A 22,984-nucleotide genomic window follows, 5' to 3' on the forward strand; every position below is an offset into this window, starting at 1 on the left:
TCACGCTCCTTCGGTCAGGGCGGGCTGGGCGGAGCGAGCGGTCGGGGCGCTGGCTCCCAGACGTGACTCGGTGATGCTGATCCGGGGATCGATCACCGGATACAGCAGATCGGTGGCGAGGTTGACCAGCGAGTACAGCGAGGAGACCAGTAGCACCACGGCGAGCACGATGGGTCCGTCCTGCGAGCGCACCGCCTGCTCGGTGACATATCCGAGCCCTGCGCGGTGGAAGACCGATTCCACGATCACGGAGCCGGCGATGAGATCCGCGATCGTCAGGGCCAGCAGGGTCAGCGCCGGGATCGACCCGTTGCGGATGACATGCCGGGCGGCGATCGACCCCTGGGACAGGCCCCGTGAGCGGAGCACCCGGACGAAGGGCCTCCCATTCGCCTCGGTCAGCCCCTGGATGAGCACCTGGGTGATCGAGGGGCTGGCGGCGATGCCGAGGGTCAGCGCGGGGAGGATCAGGCTGGACAGACTCTCCGTGTCCAGAGACGAGACCCAGCCGAGCTGGTAGGAGAAGATCTGCAGCAGCAGCAGACCGATCAGGAAGCTGGGCGTGGCCAGGGACAGCGCCGGCACCAGGCGGGCGAGGCCGCGCACCGGCTCCCAGGGGGCGAAGACCGCGAGCAGCCCCACCGAGGCCGCGATCACTGCGGCGACGACCAGCGCCGCGAGGGCGAGCAGCAGCGTCGAGCCGAGCCCCTGCATCACCATGTCGCTCACGGCGCGGCCGGTCCCCAGCGAATAGCCGAGATCGCCCTGGAACAGGCGCCCAACCGTGATGAGGAACTGCAGCAGGGCAGGCTGATCGAGGTTGTAGTACTCGATGATCGCCTTCGCCTGCCCGGGCGGGATCGGGTTCTGGGGGTTGTCGAGGCGGTTGGCGACCGGATCGCCCGGCAGGGCGAACAGCACCCAGTAGGTGAGCAGATAGGTGATGGCCACGACCAGCATGGCCTGGAGGATCCGGGTGATGAGATAGCGGGAGCGCATGGTGGGGGTTCTCCTCACGGGGTCACGGTCGATCGAGCCACGTGGCGTAGAACAGCGGTCGCGCCTCGGCGCTCCAGGAGAAGTCCTGCACATCGCTCTGCGCGGCGAAGATCTGGGAGTCCTTGAGCAGGGGGAGGACATAGGCGTTCTCGATGACGTGGTGCTGCAGCTCCGCCAGCAGGGCGGACCGCTCGGCGGGGTCCGTCGCAGTGGCCTGCTCAGTGAGCAGCTCATCGAGGGTCGGATCGGCGCCGTCGAGGGAGAAGGCGTCGGTGCCGTCGGCCGCCCACTGAGTGCGCAGCGTCGCCCAGGTCGCCGGATAGGGCCAGCCGGAGCGGACCGTGGCGACGTCGGGGGCGGCGTAGGCCTCGGAGACCTGGGAATAGTCCGCGTCGCGCAGCGACAGCTCGACACCGAGCTCCTTGAGCTGGGCCTGGACCAGCTGGTACAGCGGCTTGGCAGTCGAGTCGTAGACATCGATGACGGTGACCAGCGACAGGCGCTCGCCGTCCCGGGTGCGATAGCCCTCGCTGTCGAGGTCTGAGAATCCTGCCTCATCGAACAGCGCGGCGGCCTTCACCGGGTCGTAGGTGAGCTGGGTGCTGAGGTCGACGAAGCCGAAGGCGTCTTCGGTGACCACGCTCCGGGCGACCGCCCAGTTCTCGGTGTACAGGTCACTGACCAGGGAGGCGCGATCGATGCCGACCTGGAGCGCCTGGCGCACGCGCGCGTCCTGCAGCGCGGGGATCGAGACCCGCAGCTGCCAGTGATTGGTCGCGCCGATGCCCTGCGCGGAGAGGATCTGGAAGGACGGATCCTCGGCGAGCTGGAGCTCGTCGGCGGGCTGGAGGTAGCGGATCAGATCGGCCTGTCCGGAGCGGAGCGTTCCCAGCCGGGCCGTGTCGTCGGTGACGGCGTGGACCTCGAGGCGCTCGAGGCGCGCCTCGCCCTGATGTGCGAGGCTCGGCGGGGCCCAGTCGTAGCCCTGCCGCCGCACGAATACGATCTTCTCGCCGTACTTCTCGCTCTCGACGGTGAACGGGCCGCTGCCGATGATCCCGGTGATCTGCTGCTGGCTCTCCAGAGGCGCATCGATCGTGGCGTCCGCGACGAGCACGGCGGCCCATCCCGAGAGCACGTCGAGGAACTCGGCGTAGGGCTCGAGCAGGGTCACCGTGACGGTGCTGCCCGCGACGCTGATCCCCTCGAGCTGCGGCCACTGGGCCGAGGGCTGGATGCCCTTGGCGTCATCGCCCGCGGCCTGCCATTGCAGGTTCCGGGCCACGCTCGCGGCGTCCAGCGACGTGCCGTCGGAATAGGTCACGCCCTCACGGACGGCGAAGGTGTAGGTGAGGCCGTCCGCGGAGATCTCCCAGCTCTCAGCGATGTAGGGCTGCAGCTCGCCGGTGGCGGGATCCTTCCAGATCAGGCGATCGGCGATGTTCTCGAGATAGGCGGAGTCCTGCCAGGTGCCGGCACCCTGCGGCTGGGTGGAGCGGCTCGCCTCGGCATCGAGGTACACGAGGGTCCCACCGCTCACCGGGCTGCCGGGGGCGTCGCCGGCGGTTGAGCCGCCGGCGCTGCCGCCCGAGGCGGAGGTGTCGGCCCCGCCACGGCTGGCCAGGCCCCAGGCGGAGGCCGCACCGACCACGGCGACCGCGGCGATTCCGCCGCCGATCATGCGTCGCCGACGGATCCTGCCGTCCTCGGAGCTGGCCCGGGCCAGGGCCTCCTCGAGCCGCTGGGAGGCGTGGTCCTGCGCGGCGGGGTGGTTCTTGTCGCTCATCGGTGGGCTCCTGGTGCGGTGAGGTCACGGGGCGTGGCAGAGGGAGCGGGAGTCGTCGGTGCGACGTCCCCGAACTGCTCGGCGCTCTCTTCGACTCCGAGCTCATAGGCGCCGATCAGCCGGCGCCGCTGCTTCATCGGGTTGTGGGAGGCGACGGTGCGAGCATGTCGCCAGAAGCGGTCGAAGCCGTGGCGCGTGGACACCTGCGAGGCGCCGCCGACCTCGAAGAGATCTGTGGTCAGGGTGAGCACCCGGTCGACGATCTCGCCCTGGATCCGGTAGACATCGCGCTTGGCCTGCCGGAAGTCCGCCTCCGAGGCGGCACCCCGCCGATGACCTTCGATGATCTGATCCCAGCGGTCGGCGACGGCCAGGACCAGGGTGCGGGCGGCGAAGGCCCCTGAGGAGGCGGAGCCGATGGTGTCCTGGACAAGGGGGTCCTCGCGGACCTCGGTGGCACCCAGGCGACCGAACAGGCGGCGGCGCCCCTGGACATAGGTCACGGACTCGCTCACCGCGGCCTGACCGATCCCGGCGATCACCGCGAGCAGGACCAGCTGGAACAGTCCCTGCCGCAGCTGGCCCTCGACAGTGGAGCGGTCGGTGCCGCGCACGTGCGCGGGGTCGACCAGGGCGCCGATGAAACGGGTGGTGCCGGTGCCGGTGAGCTGCTGGCCGAACCCGTCCCAGTCGTCCTCGCAGACCACGCCCGGCTGGTCGGTGGAGACCGTCACCAGCACCACGTCACCGTCCTCGGTGGTGGCGAGCAGGTCGATCCAGTCCGCGTAGATGCTGCCGGTCGTGTAGTACTTGGTGCCGCTGAGCACCAGCCGGTCACCCTCACGAGTGAGGGTGGTGGCGATGTCGAGCGTCTCGGACTTCTCTGACTGGGCGTTGCCGATGAAGTCCCCGGCCACAGCGCGGGCGAACCAGAGATCCCGCTCCGCGGGCTCCGCGAACAGCGCTACTTCCTCCAGCAGCACGAAGTGCCCGCGGAAGAGGTGCGCCAGGTGGGAGTCGGCGGCGGCGAGGTCGGTGAGGTGCTCGAAGGTCTCGCGCAGCGACCACCCGAACCCACCGTGCGCCGCCGGAACCCGGACTCGCCCGAAACCGAGCTGGAGCAGCCGTGCCAGCAGTGCACGGGGCAGGACATGATCGGTCTCGCGCTGCCGCACCTGCCGGGCCGCCTCGGTGAGCAGGGCATCCCAGGCCGCTGCATTCCAGGCCGTCGCATCCCAGTCCGTGGCGTCCCAGTCCGTCACGTCTCGAGAGGCGGAGCCCCGGGCAGCGGCGTCGTTCCCCGAGGCATCGAAGGAACCGTCGACCGGTCTCGCAGCGGAGGCTGCCTCGTGAAGGGTCTCAGTCATCGGTGGGGCACCTTTTCAAGTGGGGTCGACGTCCAGGTCGTTCGCGCGCCGCGGGTGAACGCAGGGAATGCGGGGAGAGGTCGGGGGCGGTATGCGGGGGCCCTCCGAGGAGGACGCAGCCGAGCATAAGTAGCGCTTGGCCCACTCCCAAGGTTTGTGACGCGGCGCGACGGAGATCGCGAAGATGACGTCGCGAGAACGAGATCGCAAGCAGGGCGCCGCGCGAGCAGGACTGCGAACACGGCGCCGCGAGACCGGTGTCGGCATACGGGAAGGATCGACGCCATTGCCTCTTCACCCGCATGATCGAGGGATGACGAGCACTGCCCCCATGCCTCAGCCCCGCCCCGTTCCGCTCGAGAACCCACGGGTGCGGCTCGAGCCGCTCGGCGAGCAGCACGTGGACGGGCTGCGCGACGTGGTGGCCGACGGGGAGATCTGGAAGATCCCCTACGCGCCCCATGTCCCGGCTCCGGAGCGGGTCGCGGAGGCCGTTGCCGCGCAGTGCGCCTCCGATACCGCCGGGACGACGGCCTCCTGGGCCGTGATCGACCGGGCGAGCGAGCGGGTGGTCGGCCACACGTCTTTCCTGAACATCTCCCTGCGGGACCGACGCCTCGAGATCGGCACCACCTATCTGGCAGCCTCGATCCACCGCACCGGGATCAACGCCGCAGTAAAGCTGGCCCTGCTCACCCATGCTTTCGAGGAGCTCGGCTGCCTCGGCGTCGAGTTCCGGGTCCACCACTTGAACATCGCCTCACGCCGCGCCGTCGAACGACTCGGCGCGCAGCAGGATGGGATCCTGCGCGCGCACCGGATCATGCCTGACGGCACCCTGCGCCATACCGTCGTCTACTCGATCCTGGCCGACGAGTGGAGCGGTGTGAAGGCGTCCCTGGAGCACCGTCTGCGCCGCTGAGCGCTCTGGCCCCTCCTGCGGGGCATGGGCGAGGCCCGGCCCCGCGTGCGGCGGAACCGGGCCTCGGTGAGTCGGCGTGCGGACCGACGGCGGGATCAGCGGTAGGTGACGAACCCGGTGGGGTTGCCCCATAGACCGCGCTCGACGACCTGCTGCTTCGAGCCGGAAGCGTCGATGATCTGGCCGTCGCCGGCGTAGATTGCGACGTGGCCGGGCCACACGACGAGGTCGCCGGGCTGCGCCTCCGACGGGGAGATGCTGCGGCCCTGGGCGGCGATCTGGCTGCTGGTGCGCGGCACCTCGATGCCGGCGGCCTCGTACGCGTGGTTCACCAGGCCCGAGCAGTCCATGCCGCCGAGCGAGCTGCCACCCCAGGAGTAGGGGGTGCCGACGGCGGAGCGGGCAGCGTCGACGATCGCGCTGCCGGTCCCGGAGGTGATGGAGGTCGGGACCGTGGTCGCACCGGCGGTCGGCGCGCCCGCGGAGGAGGCCCCGAAGGAGGGGGCGCCGCCGAGCGCGCCGTGCGTCTCGGGGCCCACCACGCCGTCGACCTGGAGGCCGTTCGCGGCCTGGAAGTCCTGGACCGCGGCGACGGTCATGGAGCCGAAGTAGCCGGTCTCGGGCAGCTCTGCGCCTTGAGCGTTCAGCGCGGACTGCAGCGCCTCGACGGCCTCGCCGGAATCGCCCTGGCGCAGCTTCTGGGACGAGCTGCCGGAGTCGGAGCCAGAAGCGGCGGGAGCCGAATGGGCGGCGCTGGGGTCTTCATCGCCGCCGGCGAGTGCGGTGTCGTTCGCCATCGCGGAGGTGCCGCCGGCGAAGGCGGCGCCGACCAGGACGGTGCCGAGCACGGCGCTGCCGCCGAGAGCGCGCGCCGCGCGGTGGGTGCCGGTGAGCGGGGTGACAGCGCGGCCGACTGCGCGGTGCGTGTTCAGATGTGCCATGGGGTCTGGTCCTTCTCGCGTACTGCTGGTGGTCTGGTGCATTCCGCGACGCGGCTCTCGGGGAGCGGTGAGGTCCTGTGGGAGCGGGCCCACAGCCGGGGAGCCCGGGGAATGCGAGATCAACACTAGGAGCGGCTCCCGCGCACGTGAAGAGACGTGAACCGGCCGAAGAGAAGCATTTATCGGCCCTTGGCCTGCGGGGCGGCCCAGATGGCCTCGACATGGTGTGACTTGACCTCTGCGGATGACCTGCGGCACACGTGCGGCGCAGGTGCGAAGGGAGCGAAGAACGCTGGGAGAGCGGGCCCCGATGTGGTGGGATGGCTCGATGAGCACAGCCCAGGACAGCCCCGTGCAGATCAGCCCTGTCGACCGCACCAACCGTGAGGCGCTGCTCGCCTGGAACGCCGTGCTGGGGGAGGGGTTCAACGCTGGGCGCGAAGCGGCCTGGTGGGCGAGCGAGGAGACGATCCTTGCCCGCTTCGCGGACCCGAAGCCCGGGCGCCTGTCCGTGCTGCTGGTGGCGCAGAACGAGGGGGAGCTGGTCGGGGCAGCCGGGGCCGACGTCGACCCCGGGGACCCTGCCGAGGTCGAGATCTCCGTGCTCCCGGCACATCGTCGCCAGGGCATCGGCACGGCGCTCGCCGCTGCCGTGCGCGGCGCGCTGACCGGTCACGCCGCGGTGGTCCAGGCCGAGACCTACAGCGCGGAGGGCGTCGCCTTCGCCCGCGCGCAGGGGCTGCGCGTCGCGAATCAGGAGCACCGCCTGCTGCTCGCTCTGCCGCTGGACCCCGCGCTGCTGCAGGCCGAGGCGCGCCCCGCGCCCGGGATCGAGGTGCGCACCTGGCAGGGCGCCTGCCCCGAGGAGTTCCTCGAGGACTGGGCGCGCCTCACCACCCAGATGGAGGCCGACGTGCCGATGGGCGACCTCACCCGCCCGGCCTCCCGCGCCGATGTCAACGAGATCCGCCGCAACGAGCAGCGCATGCACGCTCAGGGCTGGGCGCTCGTGCGCGGTCTCGCCCACGACGGCGGAGTCGCAGTCGGATACACCGAGCTCTTCGTGAACCGTCATGACCCCGAGATCCTCACCCAGGACGACACCCTGGTGGACCGCGCGCACCGCGGCCGGGGCATCGGTCGCGCCCTGAAGCTCGCCAACCTCGAGAATCTCGTTGCCGTTCCCGAGGCGAAGTCCTCACGCTGGATCCAGACCTACACGGCGCTCGACAACGCCCCGATGCTCTCCCTGAACCGGGCGCTCGGCTTCCGGGAGGCGGACGTGCTGAGCATCCTGGAGGGCGAGCTCGGCTGAGCGGGACTGCTCGGTGTGACCTATTCCGCACGGATCTCTTCCCGCTTCCTCTTCGGGCCGCGACTATGACGGCTTATGACGAGAATCTGGCGTCGGTGCCGCGTCGGCGTTCATGATCGGCGGCATGACCAGTACCGCCACCACCCCTGATCTGCGCCCGGGCCTTGCGCCTGACGCCGACGCGCCCCCTGCGCGGGGACGGCCGAACGGCGTGCGCCTGGACGCCATCGCCCGCACCTTCGACTCCCCGCAGGAGCGTCATGAGGTGCTGCGCGAGGTCGACGTGGAGCTCGGCTCGGGAGAGATCGTCGCGGTCGTCGGCCCCTCGGGCTGCGGGAAGTCCACCCTGCTGCGCCTGATCGCGGGCCTGGACCGACCCACCGCCGGCGTGATCCGGATCGGGGGCACCGCCCTGACCGGCACCGATCCGCGCACCGCGGTCGCCTTCCAGGAGCCGCGTCTGCTGCCCTGGCGCACCCTCGAGAAGAACGTGGCCCTGGGCCTGCCCCGCGGCACCGGGAAGCGCGAGGGCCGCGAGCGGGTGCGCGAGCTGCTGTCCCTGGTGGGCCTCGAGCATGCCGCCGGCCAGCGGCCCCGCGAGGTCTCCGGCGGCATGGCCCAGCGCGCCTCGCTCGCCCGGGCCCTGGCCCGCAGCCCCGAGGTGCTCCTGCTGGATGAACCCTTCGGCGCGCTCGACGCACTGACCCGCCTGCGCATGCAGGACCTGCTGCTGGAAATCCACGCCGCCGAGCCCACCACGATCTTCGTGGTCACCCACGACGTCGAAGAGGCGCTGTACCTCGCCGACAGGGTGCTGCTGCTGCGTTCCCTGCGGGAGGACCCCGCCTCCGGCTCGATCGCCCGCGTCGTCGAGGTGCCCGGGGTGCGACCCCGTGACCGCGCCGACCGCACGCTCGCCGAGCTGCGCGTCCAGCTGCTCGAGGGCCTCGGCGTGCACGCCCACCCCAGAACCCCCACCCCCAGCCTCACCCCCAGCACCAACCCCACGACGGAGAACCTCTCATGACCCCTCGCATCAGCCGCCGCACCGCCACCGCCCTCGGACTGACCGCCGTGGCCGGGATGGGCCTGGCCGCCTGCGTGCCCGGAGAGGGCTCCGAGAACACCGCAGCGGGCTCCGGCAGCTCCGGCGGCGAGGGCGGCGCAGGGAAGTGGAGCACAGGCTCCCTCACGATCGACTGGGCCACCTACAACCCCCTCAGCCTCGTGATCCGCGACCAGCAGTTGATCGAGACCGCGCTCGGCGACTCGGTGACCGTGGAGTGGGTGCAGTCGGCCGGCTCCAACAAGGCCAACGAGTTCCTCCGCTCCGGCTCCGCGGATATCGCCTCCACCGCCGGCTCGGCCGCGCTGCTGGCCCGCGCCAACAACTCACCGATCAAGGTCATCGGCATCTACTCCCAGCCCGAGTGGGCCGCGCTCGTGGTCGGCAAGGACAGCGATATCACCGGTCCGGCCGATCTCGCCGGCCGCGCTGTCGCCGCGACTCCCGGCACCGACCCGTACTGCTTCCTGGTCCAGACCCTCGCCGAAGCGGGGCTGAGCATCGACGACGTGGAGCTCCAGCCGCTCCAGCACGCCGACGGCCGCTCCGCCCTCGAGGGCGGCAGCGTCGAGGCGTGGTCGGGCCTGGACCCGATCATGGCCGCCGCTGAGGTGGAGTCCGGTGCCCAGCTGGTCTACCGCAACGTCGACTTCAACACCTACGGGTTCCTCAACGCCACCGAGGACTTCATCGAGAACCACGCCGACGTCGCCCAGGTGGTCGTCGACGCCTATGAGCAGGCCCGCACCTGGGCGCTCGCGAACCTCGAGGCCACCGCGCAGCTGCTGGCCGATGCGGCCGGCATCGACCTCGCGGTCGCCACCACCGTGATCACCGAGCGCTCGAACCTCGACGTCTCCGGCGTGCCCGGTGAGGACCAGCTCGCCGTCCTCGAGGCGATCTCCCCGATGCTCTCCGACTCCGGGGACGTCCGGGGCGGGGCCGACGCGGTCGAGAAGGCCCGCGGCTCGATCCTCCACGCTGACTTCGCGACGGCCGCAGTGGAGAAGCAGACGGCGGAGAAGCAGTGAGCGCGACCACCGCGACAGCCCCGCCGACCGCTGCGTCCCCGGTCGGAGCGGAACACGCATCCGCTGAAGGCCGCACCGCCTTCTGGGAGCGCACCGGAGTGCGCCTCGCCGCCGGCGCCGTGCTGCCGCTGCTGATCCTCGCCGCCTGGCAGCTCACCACCGCCGCCGGGCTGGTGCCCGCCTACCGCCTGCCCGGCCCGCTGACCGTGCTGCAGGCCGGGGTCGAGCTGATCGAGCGCGGCGAGCTGGGTCTGCACATCGCCATCTCGGTGCAGCGCGTGCTGCTGGGCTTCGCGATCGGCTCCCTCGTGGGCCTCGCCGTCGCCGCGATCGTGGGCCTGTCCCGCGCAGGCGATGCACTGCTGAACCCGACCCTCGCCGCGCTGCGCGCCGTGCCCTCACTCGCCTGGGTGCCGCTGCTGATCCTGTGGCTGCAGATCGGGGAGGAATCCAAGGTCACGCTGATCGCGATCGGTGCCTTCTTCCCGGTGTTCACGACCGTCGCCGCGGCCCTGCGCCACATCGACCCCCACCTGGTGGAGGCCGGGCGGTGCTTCGGCCTGCGCGGCTGGTCCCTGTTCCGCACCATCCAGCTGCCGGCCGTGGTGCCCTCGGTCGTCTCCGGGCTGCGCCTCGCGCTGGCCCAGGCCTGGCTGTTCTTGGTCGCCGCCGAGCTGATCGCCTCCTCGATGGGGCTGGGATTCATCCTCAACGACTCCCAGCAGACGGGCCGCGTGGATCGGATCCTGCTCGCGATCGTGCTGCTGGCGCTGCTGGGCAGCCTGACCAACGCCCTGCTGGGCCTCGCCGAGAAGAAGCTGCTGAAGAGGTGGACATGAGCATCACCGAGACCGCCGCGGATCCCCTCGCAGGGACCGCCGCCGGCGCTGCCGCCGAGACCCGGCTGGTGGAGACCCGCAGCTTCCCGCCGAACCCCGCGCTCGAGGGGACGTGGAACGTCGATGCGAGCATCTACGCGACGGCGTCGGCCGATCCGACCGCCTTCTGGGAGGCCGCCGCGCACCGGCTCGACTGGGCAGAGCCCTGGCACACCGCCCTGGAATGGGAGGCGCCGACGGTCGCACCGGCTGCCGACCCCGCCGCCGACTCCGCCGCCGGCTCTGCTGCCCGCACGACCGCCGACTCCGCCGCCGAGGAGCTCAGCGTCCCCGCCGCCCGCTGGTTCGTGGGCGGCCGGCTGAACGTCGCCGAGAACTGCGTGGACCGCCACGTGCGCGCCGGCAACGGCACCAAGGTCGCCCTGCACTTCGAGGGCGAGCCGGGGGACCGGGAGTCCGTCACCTACGAGGATCTCCAGCGCCGCGTCTCCCAGGCCGCGAACGCCCTGACGGACCTGGGCATCGAGCCCGGGGACCGGGTGGTCGTCTACCTCCCGGTGCTCGTGGAGACCGTGGTCATCGCGCTGGCCTGCGCCCGGATCGGCGCCGTGCACTCGCTCGTCTTCGGCGGGTTCAGCGCCGAGGCGGTGCGCTTCCGCCTGCAGGACACGAGGGCGAAGCTGCTGGTCACCTCCGACGGACAGTTCCGCCGCGGTCAGGCCGTCGAGGTGAAGTCCCAGGCCGACGCCGCCGCCCGCGACCTGCCCGAGCTCGAGCACGTGCTGGTCGTGCGCCGCACCGGCCAGGACATCGCCTGGACCGAAGGCCGCGACGTCTGGTGGCACGAGAGCGTCGGCACGGCGAGCGAGACGCATGAGGCCCGCAGCTTCGACGCCGAGCATCCGCTGTTCATCATCTACACCTCCGGCACCACCGGCAAGCCCAAGGGTCTGGTCCACACCAGCGGCGGCTATCTCGCCCACACCTCCTGGGCGCACTGGGCGCATTTCGATGCCAAGCCCGGCGACGTCCACTGGTGCACCGCGGATCTGGCCTGGGTCACCGCCCATACCTACGAGATCTACGGCCCGCTCTCCAACGGCCTCACCCAGGTGATCTACGAGGGGACCCCGGGCGAGCCCACCCGGGAGCGGCATCTGGAGATCATCGAGCGCTACGGCGTCACCGTCTACTACACCGCCCCCACCCTGATCCGCACCTTCATGAGCTGGTTCGGGGACACGCTGCCCACCGGGCACGACCTCTCCTCGCTGCGCCTGCTGGGCACCGTCGGCGAGGCGATCAACCCCGAGGCCTGGGTGTGGTTCCACCGCACCTTCGGCCGCGGCGAGCTGCCGATCATCGACACCTGGTGGCAGTCCGAGACCGGCGCCGCGATGCTGGTCCCGCTGCCCGGCGTGACCACGCTGAAGCCCGGCTCCGCGACCGTGCCGCTGCCCGGCATCGACATGGCCGTGGTCGATGCAGAAGGCCGTGAGCAGCCCGCGGGCGTGGCCGGCACCCTGGTGGCCCGTCGGCCCTGGCCCGGGATGGCCCGCACCGTCTGGGGCGACCCCGAGCGGTACCGCGACTCCTACTGGAAGGACTACGCGGGCCGGGGCGAGCACGGCGGCTATTACGTCGCCGGGGACTCCGCCACGGTCGATGCCGACGGGTGCTTCTGGATCCTCGGCCGCCTGGACGACGTCGTGAACGTCTCCGGGCACCGGCTGTCCACCATCGAGATCGAATCTGCGCTGGTCGCGGACCGCACCGTGCAGGAGGTCGGCGCCACCGGGGTCCAGGATCCGCTCACCGGGCAGGCGGTCGCGGTGTTCGTGATCCCGGCGGGTTCAGCGGGTGCAGTGGGGGCTGCGGATTCGTCGGCCCTGGACGTGCCCGCCCTGCGGGCCCGCGTCGCCACCGAGATCGGCCCGATCGCCAAACCCCGCTTCGTGATCCAGGTGCCGGACCTGCCCCGCACCCGCTCCGGCAAGATCATGCGCCGCCTGCTCGCCCAGCTCGTGCACGCCGAGCGGGACCGCCGCGCGGGCCGCCCGCCGGTGCCGCTGGGGGACATCACCTCGCTGCAGAACCCGGAGGCCGTCGACGCCGTGGCCGAGGTGCTCGCCGCGCTGCCGGCGGAGGATCCCACCGCCGCCCCACTCTCCTGACCTGACCTGACCCGATGTGACCTGACCTCCCTGACCCGACCTCGACAGACTCCACCTACTCCGACCCTGGAGGAATCATGACCACCACCGTCCCCACCTCGACCTTCGAGACGCCGCTGAAGTTCGCCTACTGGGTGCCGAACGTGTCCGGCGGCCTCGTCGTCTCCACCATCGAGCAGCGCACCGACTGGCAGCTGCCGTACAACACGAAGCTCGCCCAGGTCGCCGAGCAGTCCGGCTTCGAGTACGCGCTCACGCAGACCCGCTACGCCGCCAGCTACGGCGCGGACAAGCAGCACGAGGCCTCCGCCTTCTCCATGGCGCTGCTCGGCGCGACCGAGAAGCTCAAGGTCATCGCTGCCTTCCACCCCGGCATGTGGCACCCCGGCGTGCTCGCCAAGTGGCTGATCACGGCGGATCACCTCTCCGGCGGCCGCGCCGCGGTGAACATCGTCTCCGGCTGGCTCAAGGACGAGTTCGTGAAGTTCGGCCTGCCCTGGCTCGAGCACGACGAGCGCTACGTGCGCACCGAGGAGTTCATCTCCGCGCTGCGCGGGCTGCTCACCGAGAACGGGTACTCCCAGGACGGGAAGTACTACTCGATCGATGACTTCACCCTCTCCCCGAAGCCCGTCGACGTAGCCGGTCGCCCTCATCCGGAGATCTTCTTCGGCGGCAACTCGACCGCCGCGCAGGCCACCGCGGGCCGCGTCGCGGACTGGTACTTCTCCAACGGCCGCACCCTCGAGGGCTACGAGGACAACGTCGCCGGCGTCCTCGCATCGGCCGCCGCCGCAGGCCGCACCCCGAAGTTCGGCCTGAACGGCTTCGTCATCGCCCGCGAGTCCCGGAAGGAGGCGGAGGAGACCCTGCGCGAGATCGTGGCCAAGGCCCACCGCCCCGCCGTCGAGGGCTTCCGCCAGTCCGTCCAGGAGGCCGGCGCCTCCACCAAGGACGGCAAGGGCATGTGGGCCGATTCCTCCTTCGAGGACCTCGTCCAGTACAACGACGGCTTCAAGACCCAGCTCATCGGCACCCCCGAGGAGATCGCCGACCGCATCATCGAGTACAAGAAGATCGGCGTGAACCTGCTGCTCACCTGCTATCTCCACTTCACCGAGGAGGTGGCGATGTTCGGCCGGGACGTGCTGCCGATCCTGCGCGAGAAGGAAGCGGACCTCGCGCGCGCCCGCGGCACCGAGCTGAACACCGACCTGCTGCCCGTCGTCCCCGGCGTCTCCGCCGAGGACGCCGCGAATGCCGCCTTCGACACCCTCCCGGCCGATCACCCGGCCAAGGCAGGAGCCGCTGCATGACCACCCAGGCCCAGACCACCCAGGCTGAGACCACCCAGGCCGGGCGGACCGCGCAGCCCCCGTCGGCCGCCGCCGCGCCGAGCCCCGAGCGCAGCTTCGGGTTCCGCACCCGCGCCCTCCATGCGGGCGGCACCCCCGACGCCCAGCACGGCGCCCGCGCAGTCCCGATCTACCAGACCACCTCGTTCGTCTTCGACGATGCGGCCGACGCCGCGAACCTCTTCGCGCTGCAGAAGTACGGCAACATCTACTCCCGCATCGGCAACCCCACCGTCGCCGCCTTCGAGGAGCGCATCGCCTCCCTCGAGGGCGGGATCGGCGCCGTCGCCACCGCTTCCGGGATGAGCGCGGAGTTCATCACCTTCGCGGCGCTGGTGGGCGTCGGCGACCACGTCGTCGCCTCGGCGCAGCTCTACGGCGGCACCGTCACCCAGCTCGACGTCACCCTGCGCCGCTTCGGCGTGGAGACCACCTTCGTGCCCTCCTCCGACCCTGAGGACTACCGCGCCGCGTTCCGGCCGGAGACGAAGGTGCTCTACGTCGAGATCATCGGCAACCCCTCCGGCGAGATCGCCGACCTCGAGGGGCTGGCAGACCTGGCGCACGAGCACGGGGTGCCGCTCGTGGTCGACGCGACCCTCGCCACCCCGTACCTGGTGCGACCGCTCGAGCACGGCGCGGACATCGTCATCCACTCGGCCACGAAGTTCCTCGGCGGGCACGGCACCACCCTCGGCGGCGTCGTCGTCGAGTCGGGGCGCTTCGACTGGGGCAACGGGAAGTTCCCCTCGATGACCGAGCCGGTCGAGTCCTACGGCGGGCTGCGCTGGTGGGACAACTTCGGCGAGTACGGCTTCCTCACCAAGCTGCGCTCCGAGCAGCTGCGCGACATCGGCCCCTCCCTCTCCGCGCAGGCGGCGTTCCAGCTGCTGCAGGGCGTGGAGACGCTCCCGCAGCGGATCGATGCGCACCTTGCCGGAGCGCGCGCGGTCGCCGAGTGGCTCGACGCGGACCCGCGGGTCTCGTTCGTGACCTGGGCGGGGCTCGAGTCCCATCCGCACCACGAGCGCGCTTCGAAGTACCTGCCGCTCGGCCCCGGCTCCGTCTTCGCCTTCGGCGTCCGACCGACGGGGGAGCACGCGAGCGCCGAGGACGAGGCGGCCGCGGCCCGCGCCGCGGGCGAGCGGGTGATCGAGAACCTGCAGCTCGCCTCGCACCTGGCGAACATCGGGGACGCGCGCACCCTCGTCCTGCACCCGGCCTCGACCACGCACCGCCAGCTCACCGCGGAGCAGCTCGTCGCCGGCGGCGTCCGGCCCGACCTCATCCGCATCTCGGTGGGCCTCGAGGACGTGGAGGACATCCTCTGGGACCTCGACCAGGCGATCACCGCGGCGACCGGCCGCAGCAGGGAGGAGCAGGCATGAGCGGCATCAGCATCCAGTCCGGCGCGGCCTGCGCCGCGCCGTCGGCGACGGACGTCGAGGGAGTGCCCGCGCGCACCTGGCAGGGCCCCTCGGCCCCGGAGCGGCTCGTGATCCTGCGCCGGGCGCGCTCGATCGCGATCGTCGGCGCCTCGACGAACCCCGCCCGCGCCAGCTACTTCGTGAGCACCTATCTGCTCTCGAGCGCGCCGTACGAGGTCTATTTCGTCAACCCCCGAGCGACGACGATCCTCGGACAGCCGGCCTATGCCTCGCTCGCGGACCTGCCCGTGGTGCCCGACATCGTCGACGTGTTCCGCCGGGACGCCGACCTGCCGGGCGTCGCCCGCGAGGCCGTGGAGGTCGGCGCGAAGGCGCTGTGGCTGCAGCTCGGCTCCTGGAACGAGGAGGCCGCCGCGATCGCCGAGGACGGGGGCCTGGACGTGGTGATGGACCGCTGCGTGAAGATCGAGCACGCCCGCTTCCACGGCGGGCTGCACCTGGCCGGGTTCAACACCGGCGAGATCACCTCCCGCAAGCAGCGGGTCAGCGCGCGGCGCTGAGCGTACGCTCGGAAGTCAGGCGCGGGTCGGGGATCACCCCGGCCCGCGTTCTGCTGTCCGGGGGTATGAGCACTGGGGCCCGGCGCCGCTCGGGCCGGTCCTGCGGGTCCGGTGATCCGGGGCGCACCGGCACCGCTCACCCCTCGATGCGGAGTCCCAGGTGCGCGGCGAGGAGGGGCGCGAGCGCGGTGACCTGCGCGGCGTCGAGCGTCGCGCCCGACAGGCCCTCGAGGTTCGAGATCGACCCCATCTCCAGCCCGCGCAGGTCCACGTCTTCGAGCCGGGCGTGGGGCAGGGCGACGGAGCCGGCGCGGCAGTTCACGAAGGCGACGCGGGAGGCGGTGACGGCGCCGAGGTCGAGCTCGTCGATCGTGCAGTCCTCGAAGAGCACGTCCTCCAGCGTCGAGGAGTGCAGGTTGATCCAGTCGAACTTCGTGCCGGTGATGCGGGTGGAGCGGATCTCGGCGTCGTAGACGTCCAGCGCCCCGATCCGCGAGCCGGCCAGCTCGACGTCGCGCCAGGTGGAGCGGGTCGCATCCAGCACCGGGGCGTTCAGGCGCTCGATCCGGGTCTCGAGCAGCCGGGCGTGCTGGAGCACGGTGGTGTGCGCGGTCACGTCGACCAGCTCGCACTCGGTGAAGGTCGCGCCGGTGAGGTCCGCCCCGGTGAGATCGGCGCCGACGAGGCGCAGGCCGTCGTACCGGTCCTGGGCGTTCAGCTGTGCGGCGTCCGCCTCCTCGAGGTCGGGAAGGACCAGGCGCTCGAGGACGGGCGGGCGGGTGGTGGTGCGACGGCGCATGGGGTCCTCGGGTCGGCGGCGTGAGGTCGTCCTCGAGGGTACGGGGAGGGGGAGACGCTCCGGCAGGATTCGAACCTGCGACCCACTCCTCATGAGGGAGCTGCTCTACCGGGCTGAGCTACGAAGCGGTGGTGTCGAACGGGTGCTGTGGGACCAGCCTGCGGGACCGGTCCGGCGGTGTCGAGCGCGCTGTCATCTGCCGTCGCATTCGAGGTGCGGCACCCGCGACCTTTCCTCCACAGAGGGTGGTTATCCACATTCTCGCGTCGAATTCGGTGGAGTGTCCGAGTGGTGTGTGGATGCATTTCAGGATGTGACGCTCGGGTCCGAGTGGAATGTCTTTGGCCTGCACATACGTTCGGATCGGCGGGCGGGTGTGCGCGCGACAGCTTCTCCCTGATCGGCGTTATCCACATTCTTCTGCGGGCCTTTCCTTTGTCGGTGGGGGCCGGAAGAATAGGGCCATGACTCTCGCAGTGCAGGACCTCGGCGCGGCTGCTGGTGATCCCCACCAGCAGCTGATCGACGCCGTGCGTGCGGGAGGTCCCGGAGCGCTCGCCGAGGAGCTCGGCGACCGCGCTCATGTGCTGAGCGCCCTCACCGGGTTCCCGCAGGAGCTGTTCGCCCCCGCGGATCCGTCGGCCGAGGCGTTCCGCGACGTGATCGGCAGCCTGCATTCCCTGCGCAGCGCGATCGACGCGCTCGAGACCCGCGCCGTCGTCGCGCTCGCCGACTCCCTCACCCTGCGCAGGCAGGCCGAGGCGCGGGCGCACGCCGCGCAGGAGGCGGGGGAGGAGACCCCGCCCGCACAGCTGCTGCGCGCGGCGTCCCGTGAGGCGGCCCGCGAGGTCTCGATGCTCACCCGCCGCTCCCCGGCGTCCGCCTCCCGCTCGCTCGCCGCCCGGCGCCGGCTCGTGGCGGACATGCCGGTGATGCTCTCCGCCCTCGCGGACTCCCAGGTCACCACCGAGGACGCCTATCGCACCGCCCGCTCCTTCGCCCCGCTCACCCCCGCCCAGCGCCGCGAGGCGGACCGGCTGCTCGGGGAGCGCCTGCCCTACCTCGACGGCGCCGGCTCCGAGGAATGGGCCGACGGCCGCGCCGCCGCGATCTCCCTCGCCGACCCCGACGGCGAGGCGCGGCGCCACCAGCACGCCAAGCGGGAGCGGCACGTGACCGTGCGCCGCGGCGAGCACGGCATGGCGACGGTGACGGCGCACGTCACCGCGCTGGACGCGGCCCTGATCCGCAAGTGCCTCTCCCTCGAGGCCGAGCGGCTGCGCACTGCCGGCGACCGCCGCGGGCATCAGGCCATCCAGGCTGACACCTTCGTGGACACCCTGATCGGCCGCAGCGGGAGCATGGAGCCGGTGACGCTGGACATCGGCGTGATCATCACCGACCACGTGCTCCTGGACCCCGGCACGGGCGACCTCGCCCAGATCGAGGGCTACGGCACGGTTCCCGCCGAGGCGGTGAGGGAGAGTCTGCGCGATCCGCTCAACGCGATCGCGGGCACGGACGAGGACCCGCTCGGTCCCGACGGTCCGGCGCTGCGCGCCGTGCTGCGAAAGCTGTACGAGCACCCGAGGACCGAGGAGCTGGTCGCCGTCGAATCCCGGGCGCGGGCCTTCCCGTCCGCGCTCGCCCGGTTCATCCGTCTGCGCGACCGGACCTGTCGCGGCCCCCACTGCAACGCCCCGATCCGCCACATCGACCACATCCGGCCCCACGCTGCCGGGGGATGCACCTGCCTGGAGAACGGGCAGGGGGTCTGCGCCTACTGCAACGACAAGGAGCAGCAGCTGGCGAGCGTGGAGCGGGTCGGGGACCCGGCGGTCGACGGGCACGTGGTGGAGTGGACGACGAGACTCGGCGCCACCCGACGCACTCGCGCCGCGGCGCTGACTCATCGGTGCGGTCCGATGGACCCACTGCCCGGTGACAGCCCGGTGCAGCCGCCGACCGACCCGCCGACGCCGACCGAGTCCCCGGGGAGCACCGAACCGCCGGAGACGACCGACCTGCAGGCGCCGACGGAGCCCGAGGGCCGGACGGGGAACTAGATCCTCACCTCGGCAGCTCTGCCCAGAGCTTCACGAGTGACGTGCTCACGGCAGATCGAACTGCCTCCAGTCCTTCCCGTCCCACGCCGAGACACCCGTGGCCTCGTCCAGGGTGTACAGCACGCTCTCGTCCGGGGACCAGCAGATCCGCTGCAGCAACAGATCCTCGAAGCGGGTCTCCTCACCGGTGGCGCTGTCCCAGATCAGCAGATCCCCGGGGCTCTGCAGTGCGATCCGGCTCTGCGCCCCGACGGCCAGGCGGGCCGAGTGGGTGTAGGGGGAGACCTCGGGGCCGGTGCTGGTCGTGCCGTCCGGTGCGCGCACCTCGAGGGTCGCCGGTGCATAGGTGACCAGCACGAGCGTCTCGTCCGCGCTGTACCCGAAGTCGACCAGGATCCGTTCCTGAGCGTCCAGCACCTCGCGCCGCTCCCCGGTAGCGGGATCCCAGTGCGAGAGGCGGTTGGGCGGGTCGCTTCGTCCGTGGACGTCGGTGCCGCCGACGACGAGGGTCGTGCCCTCCGCGATGTAGGACAGGGCCGTGGGAGCAGGGGCGTCGGGCTGCAGGATGTGGCCCGCCCCGCACTGGTCACCGCTCACGTCCCAGAGGCGGACCGTGCCGTCCTTGCTGGTGGAGGCCAGCTGCGTGCCGTCCGGGCTGAAGGCGAGAGCCGTGATCCGCGCCGACGTGTCACGGGGGTCCTCATGGCCGATCAGGTTCCACAGCAGCTCCCCGTCGACGCTGACGATCGCGATGTGCCGCCGGTCGCCGATCGCCAGCCGGGTGCCGTCGGGATGCCAGGCGATCGCTCCCTCGGCAGCACCGGCGATGCGCCGCACGACACTCCCCTCGGCTGTGTCCCACAGGAGCACACCCTGGACATCGGTCAGTCCCAGCATCGAGCGGTCGGGATGCTCCGCGGCGGCGATCAGGGCGCCGTCGGGGGAGACGGCGAGCCCGGCGTCGTTGAACCAGCGGGACGGGGAGGGCTCATAGGGGGTGACGCGAGCCCCCGGAGGGACCCTACTGCCGCCGTCCTCGAACTCCGGCAGCTCCTCCTCGGGGCCCAGGCAGGAGCTCGGCGCCGGCCCCAGGAACGGGAGCCGGCCACAGCCGGGCAGCAGCAGCGCGGCGGACAGGGCGGAGGCGCCGAGCAGCGCGTGACGACGGGTCGGAGGAGCCATGGTCGAGGGCCGGTCAGGCGCCTGTCGGCTGCGCCGTGCGCCAGAGCAGGCGGAACCACACCTGTGTTCCGTCCTCGAGGGTGTGGACGTCGCACTCACCGTTCTCGGTGGGGACCAGCTCCTGGGCGGTGGAACGCCGACGCTCGGCGGCCAGCACCGTGTACTCGTCCTCCACCCGCAGCACCGGATAGGGCGATTCCTCGGTGCCCTCGCCCGCAGTGCGGATGCTGTCCATCGCCAGCAGCGCGAACTTGCGCTCGCGGGTCGCGTCCGCGTCCTCGCCGAGCGCCGCATAGGCCTGGGATAGGTGCATGTGCGCGGCGGGGCTGAGGAAGATGCCGGGCATCTGCGCCCACAGTGCATCGATCACGCCCTGATGGTCACCGGCCTTCTCGAGCGGGGTCACGATCTGCGTGATCGCGACCATCGGGTTATAGCTCGGTGCCGCGGTGATCTCCCGATGCAGCGCCTCGAGGTGCTCCGGCGTCGGGTCGAGGGCGTACGCCTCCATGGTGTCCGGAAAGTTCACGGTGTCCCGTCCTGTGTCGAGTGCTGTGGGCAGTGAATGGCATCGGCGGTGAGGAGGCGGTGGCTCGCTCTGTCGGCTCCGATCCTACGGGGAGGCGGGAACCCGAGCATCGTCCTCCCGTCACTGGCCGGCGTCGGCACGGGCGAGACCCGCTCGAGGACGCAGGGGCTCGGCGCGCGACGCCGCTACGACGTGACCGGAACCCCGGCGTCGCGCTGGTACTGCTGGAACTCCTCAAGCGTCATGTCCTCGGCGAAGCTGCCGCCGGTGTCGAAAGCGTCCTCCTCCAACGGCTGGTCGAGGTACTCCTGGTACTCCGCTTCCCAGGCGTCGCGCTCCTCCTGCGGAGCCGTATCCGGGGGGCGAGGCCCGTCGGGGCCCCCGTGATAGTCGCGGTCGTTCTCGCGCCAGGCCTCGATCTCCTCTCGGGTGACCCCGTGCTCCCTCTCGATGCGCTCGTACTCCGCCTCGCTGGTGTCCTCGCGCCAGAACTGCCATCCCGGTCCCTCCGTCTGCTCGACCCAGTTGTCCTGCGCGGCGTGGCGGGCTTCGTGGGCGGCGATGTTGATGGAGTACGGATCCCAGGCCCAGTCCTCGTCGATCACGATGTGCTCTCCGCGGAACAGGTCGTGCTCCTTCCAGTAGCCCGCGGGCCCGCCGTCCCTGATGTCGTCGAAGTGCACGGTGATCTCCGCCTCGATGCCCTGCCGCTCGAGCTCCTGCTCGACGATCTCCTCGAGGACGAGCTGCTTCTCCTCGTTCGACATCTGATGCCACGCGATCGCGACCTCCATGGAGACGTTGTCCGGGTCTCCCGGGAGGATCTGGTCGTCGTACGGACCGAACCGGGCTCCGCTGAGATTCTCCTTGCCGGATGCACCGCTCCCGGGAGTCTCCGCTGCAGAGGCCGTGTTCTGCTGCTCGACCTCCTCGGACAGGGTCGCGGAGTGCTGTGCGAGATCCCCGCAGACCTGCTCCAGGAGCCGTCCGGCACCGCTGGACCACGACATGCGGAAGCCCTCGGCGTCCGCTCCCACCCAGAACCCCTCGCTGGCCCGCACCTGCCCGTCGAGGGTCGTGGCGTGGGATGTCAGGCGCTGCTGCGCTGCGTCGATGCGCGCTGCGAACTCACTGACCTGGTGGGGGTTCATGCCGAGGAACATCGATGCATCTCCTGGTGCGGCGAGCGGAAGGGGCCGACACGGCCGGGCAGCGACGGTGCTCGTCTCCCGGACCTCTGGCCTGTCCCTCACGCTAGCCGCGGCGTGGTGGGTCGTGCCATGGGGAGTTCTCTCCATGGCACGACCCACCTGGCGGCTCAGCCCCGCGCCGCCGCCTTCGCCGCAGCCGGCAGCACCGCCGCGATCCGGTCGAGGACCTGGTCGGTGTGGGCGGTGGAGACGAACCAGGCCTCGAAGGCCGAGGGAGGGAGGTACACCCCGCCCTCGAGCATCGCGTGGAAGAAGCGGGTGAACGCCTCGGTGTCCTGCGCCTTCGCGTCCTCGTAGGTCGTGACGGGCTCGCCGCGGAAGAACACCGAGAACAGGGTGCCGGCGGTCTGGACCACGTGCGGGACGCCCTCGGCGGTCAGCGCGTCGGCGACCAGCTGCTGCAGCGTCCGCGAGGCGCGGCCGAGCGTCTCGTAGGCCGCGTCGTCGAGCCCGGCGAAGGTCGCCAGCCCGGCCGCGGTCGCGAGCGGGTTCCCCGAGAGGGTGCCGGCCTGGTAGACGGGTCCGGCCGGGGCGAGCAGGCCCATCAGGTCCTCGCGGCCGCCGAAGGCGCCGACGGGCAGGCCGCCGCCGATCACCTTGCCGAAGGTCATCAGGTCCGGCGCCCAGTCCTCGCCGGTGCCGCGCGGGCCGTCGACCCCGTAGTGCCCCTCACGGCTCGCGCGGAAGCCGGTGAGCACCTCGTCGCTGATCAGCAGCGCGCCGCTCGCGTGCGCGGTCTCGGAGAGGAAGCGGTTGAAGCCCACCCCGTCCTCCGTCGGCGGCGTCACCACTCCCATGTTGGCGGGAGCGGCCTCGGTGATGATCGCGGCGATCTCCTGGCCGCGCTCGGCGAACAGTGAGGTCACGGCCGCACGGTCGCCGTAGGGGAGCACCACGGTGTCGCGCGCGGTCGCGGCGGTGACGCCCGCCGAGCCCGGCATCGCGAAGGTGGCCACGCCGCTGCCGGCCTCGGCCAGCAGCGCGTCGACATGCCCGTGATAGCAGCCGGCGAACTTCACGACCACGTCGCGGCCGGTCGCGGCGCGGGCCACCCGCAGCGCGCTCATCGTCGCCTCGGTCCCCGAGTTGACCAGGCGCAGCTGCTCGATCGGGCGGATGCGGCGCACGACCTCCTCGGCGAGGGTCACCTCGCCCGGCTGCGGGGCGCCGAAGGACAGCCCGCGGCCCGCGGCCTCGCGCACCGCCTCGACGACACGGTCGTCCGCGTGGCCGAGGATCATCGGGCCCCACGAGCCGACGAGATCCACGTACTCATTGCCGTCGGCGTCATGGAGCAGAGCGCCCTTGGCGTCGGTGAGGAACGGCGGGGTGCCGCCCACCGAGCCGAAGGCGCGCACGGGCGAGTTCACGCCGGAGGGGATCACCTGCTGGGCGCGGGTGAAGAGGTCGGCAGAGGCGGTGGTGCGGGTCATCGGGGCATCTCCTGATCAGAG

The 22,984-nt window shown here is 71.4% G+C and carries 19 protein-coding genes and 1 tRNA gene; 10 read left to right on the top strand and 10 right to left on the bottom strand.

The genetic code is table 11. The annotated features are described in order from the left end of the window. The 3 genes from ACTH43_RS03950 to ACTH43_RS03960 are packed head-to-tail and all read right to left on the bottom strand — an operon-like array spanning nucleotide 1 to nucleotide 4,152. The gene (locus ACTH43_RS03950; RefSeq protein WP_441443629.1) at nucleotides 1–999 is read right to left on the bottom strand and encodes an ABC transporter permease; all 999 of its coding nucleotides are present in this window, start codon (nucleotides 997–999) and stop codon (nucleotides 1–3) included. Between the two features lie 22 nt (nucleotides 1,000–1,021). Then, nucleotides 1,022–2,785, bottom strand: a complete 1,764-nt coding sequence (locus tag ACTH43_RS03955; RefSeq protein WP_441443630.1) for an ABC transporter substrate-binding protein — start codon at nucleotides 2,783–2,785, stop codon at nucleotides 1,022–1,024. After that, nucleotides 2,782–4,152 (bottom strand): acyl-CoA dehydrogenase family protein, encoded by a 1,371-nt coding sequence (locus ACTH43_RS03960; RefSeq protein ID WP_441443631.1) that lies wholly within the window; start codon nucleotides 4,150–4,152, stop codon nucleotides 2,782–2,784. The genes ACTH43_RS03955 and ACTH43_RS03960 overlap by 4 nt, the downstream gene beginning before the upstream one ends. A gap of 313 nt (nucleotides 4,153–4,465) precedes the next feature. Between ACTH43_RS03960 and ACTH43_RS03965 the strand changes: the two genes are divergently transcribed. Beyond that, the gene (locus ACTH43_RS03965; protein WP_441443632.1) at nucleotides 4,466–5,074 is read left to right on the top strand and encodes a GNAT family N-acetyltransferase; all 609 of its coding nucleotides are present in this window, start codon (nucleotides 4,466–4,468) and stop codon (nucleotides 5,072–5,074) included. Between the two features lie 95 nt (nucleotides 5,075–5,169). Here ACTH43_RS03965 and ACTH43_RS03970 read toward each other — a convergent pair whose 3' ends face one another. Next, a complete protein-coding gene (locus ACTH43_RS03970) occupies nucleotides 5,170–6,015 on the bottom strand; it encodes a C40 family peptidase (RefSeq protein WP_441443633.1) in 846 nt (281 codons plus the stop codon). Between the two features lie 328 nt (nucleotides 6,016–6,343). Here ACTH43_RS03970 and ACTH43_RS03975 point away from each other — a divergent pair, with 328 nt between their 5' ends. The 8 genes from ACTH43_RS03975 to ACTH43_RS04010 all read left to right on the top strand — a co-directional run bounded on the left by ACTH43_RS03975 (nucleotide 6,344) and on the right by ACTH43_RS04010 (nucleotide 15,743). Continuing rightward, nucleotides 6,344–7,330, top strand: a complete 987-nt coding sequence (locus ACTH43_RS03975) for a GNAT family N-acetyltransferase (protein ID WP_441443634.1) — start codon at nucleotides 6,344–6,346, stop codon at nucleotides 7,328–7,330. Nucleotides 7,331–7,454: 124 nt separating this feature from the next. After that, on the top strand, nucleotides 7,455–8,357 hold the full coding sequence (locus tag ACTH43_RS03980) for an ABC transporter ATP-binding protein (protein ID WP_441443635.1): 903 nt from the start codon (nucleotides 7,455–7,457) through the stop codon (nucleotides 8,355–8,357). After that, nucleotides 8,354–9,427, top strand: coding sequence for an aliphatic sulfonate ABC transporter substrate-binding protein (locus ACTH43_RS03985; RefSeq protein WP_441443636.1), 1,074 nt, complete (start codon nucleotides 8,354–8,356; stop codon nucleotides 9,425–9,427). Before ACTH43_RS03980 ends, ACTH43_RS03985 begins: the two co-directional genes overlap by 4 nt. After that, nucleotides 9,424–10,266 carry an ABC transporter permease gene (locus tag ACTH43_RS03990; protein ID WP_441443637.1) on the top strand — a complete coding sequence of 281 codons (843 nt, stop codon included), beginning with the start codon at nucleotides 9,424–9,426 and terminating at the stop codon, nucleotides 10,264–10,266. The genes ACTH43_RS03985 and ACTH43_RS03990 overlap by 4 nt, the downstream gene beginning before the upstream one ends. Then, a complete protein-coding gene (gene acs / locus ACTH43_RS03995) occupies nucleotides 10,263–12,440 on the top strand; it encodes an acetate--CoA ligase (RefSeq protein ID WP_441443638.1) in 2,178 nt (725 codons plus the stop codon). The genes ACTH43_RS03990 and acs overlap by 4 nt, the downstream gene beginning before the upstream one ends. A 77-nt stretch (nucleotides 12,441–12,517) precedes the next feature. Continuing rightward, nucleotides 12,518–13,756, top strand: coding sequence for a dimethylsulfone monooxygenase SfnG (sfnG, locus tag ACTH43_RS04000; protein ID WP_441443639.1), 1,239 nt, complete (start codon nucleotides 12,518–12,520; stop codon nucleotides 13,754–13,756). Then, nucleotides 13,753–15,183 (top strand): O-acetylhomoserine aminocarboxypropyltransferase/cysteine synthase family protein, encoded by a 1,431-nt coding sequence (locus tag ACTH43_RS04005; RefSeq protein WP_441443640.1) that lies wholly within the window; start codon nucleotides 13,753–13,755, stop codon nucleotides 15,181–15,183. The genes sfnG and ACTH43_RS04005 overlap by 4 nt, the downstream gene beginning before the upstream one ends. Then, nucleotides 15,180–15,743 (top strand): CoA-binding protein, encoded by a 564-nt coding sequence (locus ACTH43_RS04010; RefSeq protein WP_441443641.1) that lies wholly within the window; start codon nucleotides 15,180–15,182, stop codon nucleotides 15,741–15,743. The genes ACTH43_RS04005 and ACTH43_RS04010 overlap by 4 nt, the downstream gene beginning before the upstream one ends. A gap of 136 nt (nucleotides 15,744–15,879) precedes the next feature. On the opposite strand, the gene ACTH43_RS04015 is transcribed toward ACTH43_RS04010, so the two are convergent. Both ACTH43_RS04015 and ACTH43_RS04020 read right to left on the bottom strand, forming a co-directional pair. Then, nucleotides 15,880–16,542 (bottom strand): pentapeptide repeat-containing protein, encoded by a 663-nt coding sequence (locus ACTH43_RS04015; protein ID WP_441443642.1) that lies wholly within the window; start codon nucleotides 16,540–16,542, stop codon nucleotides 15,880–15,882. 54 nt (nucleotides 16,543–16,596) lie between these two features. After that, nucleotides 16,597–16,670: transfer RNA gene (locus ACTH43_RS04020), tRNA-Met, on the bottom strand. A 336-nt stretch (nucleotides 16,671–17,006) separates the two neighbouring features. Here ACTH43_RS04020 and ACTH43_RS04025 point away from each other — a divergent pair. Beyond that, complete coding sequence (locus ACTH43_RS04025) at nucleotides 17,007–18,608, top strand: HNH endonuclease (protein WP_441443643.1); 1,602 nt, start codon at nucleotides 17,007–17,009, stop codon at nucleotides 18,606–18,608. 45 nt (nucleotides 18,609–18,653) lie between these two features. Here ACTH43_RS04025 and ACTH43_RS04030 read toward each other — a convergent pair whose 3' ends face one another. The 4 genes from ACTH43_RS04030 to hemL all read right to left on the bottom strand — a co-directional run bounded on the left by ACTH43_RS04030 (nucleotide 18,654) and on the right by hemL (nucleotide 22,963). Next, nucleotides 18,654–19,790 (bottom strand): WD40 repeat domain-containing protein, encoded by a 1,137-nt coding sequence (locus ACTH43_RS04030; protein ID WP_441443644.1) that lies wholly within the window; start codon nucleotides 19,788–19,790, stop codon nucleotides 18,654–18,656. Nucleotides 19,791–19,803: 13 nt separating this feature from the next. After that, nucleotides 19,804–20,319 (bottom strand): hypothetical protein, encoded by a 516-nt coding sequence (locus ACTH43_RS04035; RefSeq protein ID WP_010549477.1) that lies wholly within the window; start codon nucleotides 20,317–20,319, stop codon nucleotides 19,804–19,806. A gap of 185 nt (nucleotides 20,320–20,504) precedes the next feature. Continuing rightward, entirely contained in the window at nucleotides 20,505–21,482 is a 978-nt protein-coding gene (locus tag ACTH43_RS04040) for a WXG100 family type VII secretion target (protein ID WP_441443645.1), read from the bottom strand. A 155-nt stretch (nucleotides 21,483–21,637) separates the two neighbouring features. Continuing rightward, on the bottom strand, nucleotides 21,638–22,963 hold the full coding sequence (gene hemL / locus ACTH43_RS04045) for a glutamate-1-semialdehyde 2,1-aminomutase (protein ID WP_441443646.1): 1,326 nt from the start codon (nucleotides 22,961–22,963) through the stop codon (nucleotides 21,638–21,640). Nucleotides 22,964–22,984 lie beyond the last annotated feature (21 nt).

The organism is Brachybacterium sp. (assembly GCF_052095815.1).
Classification (GTDB): Bacteria; Actinomycetota; Actinomycetes; order Actinomycetales; family Dermabacteraceae; genus Brachybacterium.

Coding starts and splice junctions, on each gene's coding strand:
- ACTH43_RS03950 (WP_441443629.1), bottom strand. CDS start 999: ATGCGCTCCCGCTATCTCATCACCCGGATCCTCCAGGCCATGCTGGTC.
- ACTH43_RS03955 (WP_441443630.1), bottom strand. CDS start 2,785: ATGAGCGACAAGAACCACCCCGCCGCGCAGGACCACGCCTCCCAGCGG.
- ACTH43_RS03960 (WP_441443631.1), bottom strand. CDS start 4,152: ATGACTGAGACCCTTCACGAGGCAGCCTCCGCTGCGAGACCGGTCGAC.
- ACTH43_RS03965 (WP_441443632.1), top strand. CDS start 4,466: ATGACGAGCACTGCCCCCATGCCTCAGCCCCGCCCCGTTCCGCTCGAG.
- ACTH43_RS03970 (WP_441443633.1), bottom strand. CDS start 6,015: ATGGCACATCTGAACACGCACCGCGCAGTCGGCCGCGCTGTCACCCCG.
- ACTH43_RS03975 (WP_441443634.1), top strand. CDS start 6,344: ATGAGCACAGCCCAGGACAGCCCCGTGCAGATCAGCCCTGTCGACCGC.
- ACTH43_RS03980 (WP_441443635.1), top strand. CDS start 7,455: ATGACCAGTACCGCCACCACCCCTGATCTGCGCCCGGGCCTTGCGCCT.
- ACTH43_RS03985 (WP_441443636.1), top strand. CDS start 8,354: ATGACCCCTCGCATCAGCCGCCGCACCGCCACCGCCCTCGGACTGACC.
- acs (WP_441443638.1), top strand. CDS start 10,263: ATGAGCATCACCGAGACCGCCGCGGATCCCCTCGCAGGGACCGCCGCC.
- sfnG (WP_441443639.1), top strand. CDS start 12,518: ATGACCACCACCGTCCCCACCTCGACCTTCGAGACGCCGCTGAAGTTC.
- ACTH43_RS04005 (WP_441443640.1), top strand. CDS start 13,753: ATGACCACCCAGGCCCAGACCACCCAGGCTGAGACCACCCAGGCCGGG.
- ACTH43_RS04010 (WP_441443641.1), top strand. CDS start 15,180: ATGAGCGGCATCAGCATCCAGTCCGGCGCGGCCTGCGCCGCGCCGTCG.
- ACTH43_RS04015 (WP_441443642.1), bottom strand. CDS start 16,542: ATGCGCCGTCGCACCACCACCCGCCCGCCCGTCCTCGAGCGCCTGGTC.
- ACTH43_RS04025 (WP_441443643.1), top strand. CDS start 17,007: ATGACTCTCGCAGTGCAGGACCTCGGCGCGGCTGCTGGTGATCCCCAC.
- ACTH43_RS04030 (WP_441443644.1), bottom strand. CDS start 19,790: ATGGCTCCTCCGACCCGTCGTCACGCGCTGCTCGGCGCCTCCGCCCTG.
- ACTH43_RS04040 (WP_441443645.1), bottom strand. CDS start 21,482: ATGTTCCTCGGCATGAACCCCCACCAGGTCAGTGAGTTCGCAGCGCGC.
- hemL (WP_441443646.1), bottom strand. CDS start 22,963: ATGACCCGCACCACCGCCTCTGCCGACCTCTTCACCCGCGCCCAGCAG.